Below are 1,658 nucleotides of genomic sequence, written 5' to 3' on the forward strand. Positions count from 1 at the left end.
CGCGCGCACGACGGCCAGCCCGACATCTGCGTGAACTGCTTCACGCTCCCGGAGGCGGTCTGCGCGGTCTGCGGGCGGCGGCGGCCCTGCGCGTTCGCCAGCAGCGACGCCCCGCTCTGCCAGAGGTGCACGCCACGGCGCGCGCTGCCGTGCGCCCGCTGCGGTGCCACCCGGCCACCGGCCGTCCGCTGGCCCGAGGGGCCGGTCTGCGACCCGTGCTACACGGCGGCGCTGCGCCACCGCGGCACCTGCGCGTCCTGCGGCCAGACCCGCCGCCTCGTCCATCCCCCCGGCGTCGACGCCACGACCTGCGCCGACTGCGCCGGTCTGCCGGTCACCCACCGCTGCGTCGACTGCGGCCTCGAGGACAAGCTCTTCGAGGCCGGCCGCTGCGCGACCTGCTCCCTGCGACGCCGCACGACCGTGCTGCTCGCCGCCGACGGGCAGGTCCCGGCCCACCTCGCCGCCGTGGCCGAGGCGATCTGCGCGACCCCGAACCCCTACACCGCGTTGAACTGGCTGCGCACCGGCGCGGCCAGCGCGCTGCTCGCCGACCTGGCCGCCGGCCGGCTGCCCACCAGCCACGAGGCACTCGACGCCCATCCCCGCCGCGGCGCAGCCGACTACCTGCGCACCCTGCTCGTCGCCCACCAGGTACTCCCGGCACGCGACGAGGCACTCGCCCGCGCCGAACAGCGCCTGGCCCGCCGGCTCGCAGACGTCGAACCCCCCGAACACCGACGTGTCGCGACCGCCTACGCCACCTGGCGGGTCCTGCGCCGCCTGCGCCGCCGCGCGGAACACTCCCGCGGCCCCCGGACGGTGACCGCCCGCGCCAGCCACCTCGTCCACGTCACGATCACGTTCCTCGCCTGGCTGCACGACCGCGGCACCACCCTGGCCGAGCTCGACCAGCACACCGTCGATCTCTGGCTGACCAGCGGCGGCCCGTCCGCCCACGACGTCGGCGACTTCCTCGCCTGGACCGCCGGGCGCGGCCACACCCGAGCGCTGACGGTCCCCGCCCGCCCCCGACCAACCGGCCCGGCCACCAGCGAGGACAAGCGGATCGCGCTGCTCGCCCGGCTCCTGCACGACGACACCGTCGAACTGACCGACCGGGTCGCCGGTGCGCTCCTCCTCCTCTACGGCCAGCACCTCTCCCGCATCGCCGCGCTCACGACCAGCCAGGTCCACCCGTCGAGCGACACCGTGCACCTGCAGATCGGCACCGAACGCATCCCCCTGCCCGAGCCGCTCGCCAGCCTGGTCCTGCGGCTACGCGACGAAGGCCGTCCCCACGTCGGCGTCGGCTCACCCGGCACGACCGGCTGGCTGTTCCCAGGCCTGCTCCCCGGACAACCGATCACCCCCGCCCGGCTCGGGGAGCGTCTACGCACGCTCGGGGTCTCCGCGGTCGCCGGTCGCCGCGCCGCGATAACCCAGCTCGCCGCCGAACTCCCCACCGCCGTCCTGGCCGACATGCTCTCGATGCACCCGACCACCGCCGCCCGCTGGACCGCCCAGGCCGGGGGCACCTGGCACCGCTACGCCGCTGAACTCGTCCGTGACCGTAGCTACCAGCCCTGACGAATAGCTACCAGCCGATCTTCTCCCATGGCGCTACTCAACACCCCTGGAACATTGCTGCCTACCGG

Annotated in this window: 1 protein-coding gene; it reads left to right on the forward strand. The window is 75.1% G+C overall.

The annotated features are described in order from the left end of the window. Positions 1-1,590, forward strand: a 1,590-nt coding sequence (locus tag AC5LUJ_RS23350; RefSeq protein WP_493465785.1) for a site-specific integrase, incomplete at its 5' end; no start/stop codon positions are given. Positions 1,591-1,658: the final 68 nt, after the last annotated feature.

The organism is Protofrankia sp. CiP1_Cm_nod3, assembly GCF_982290655.1.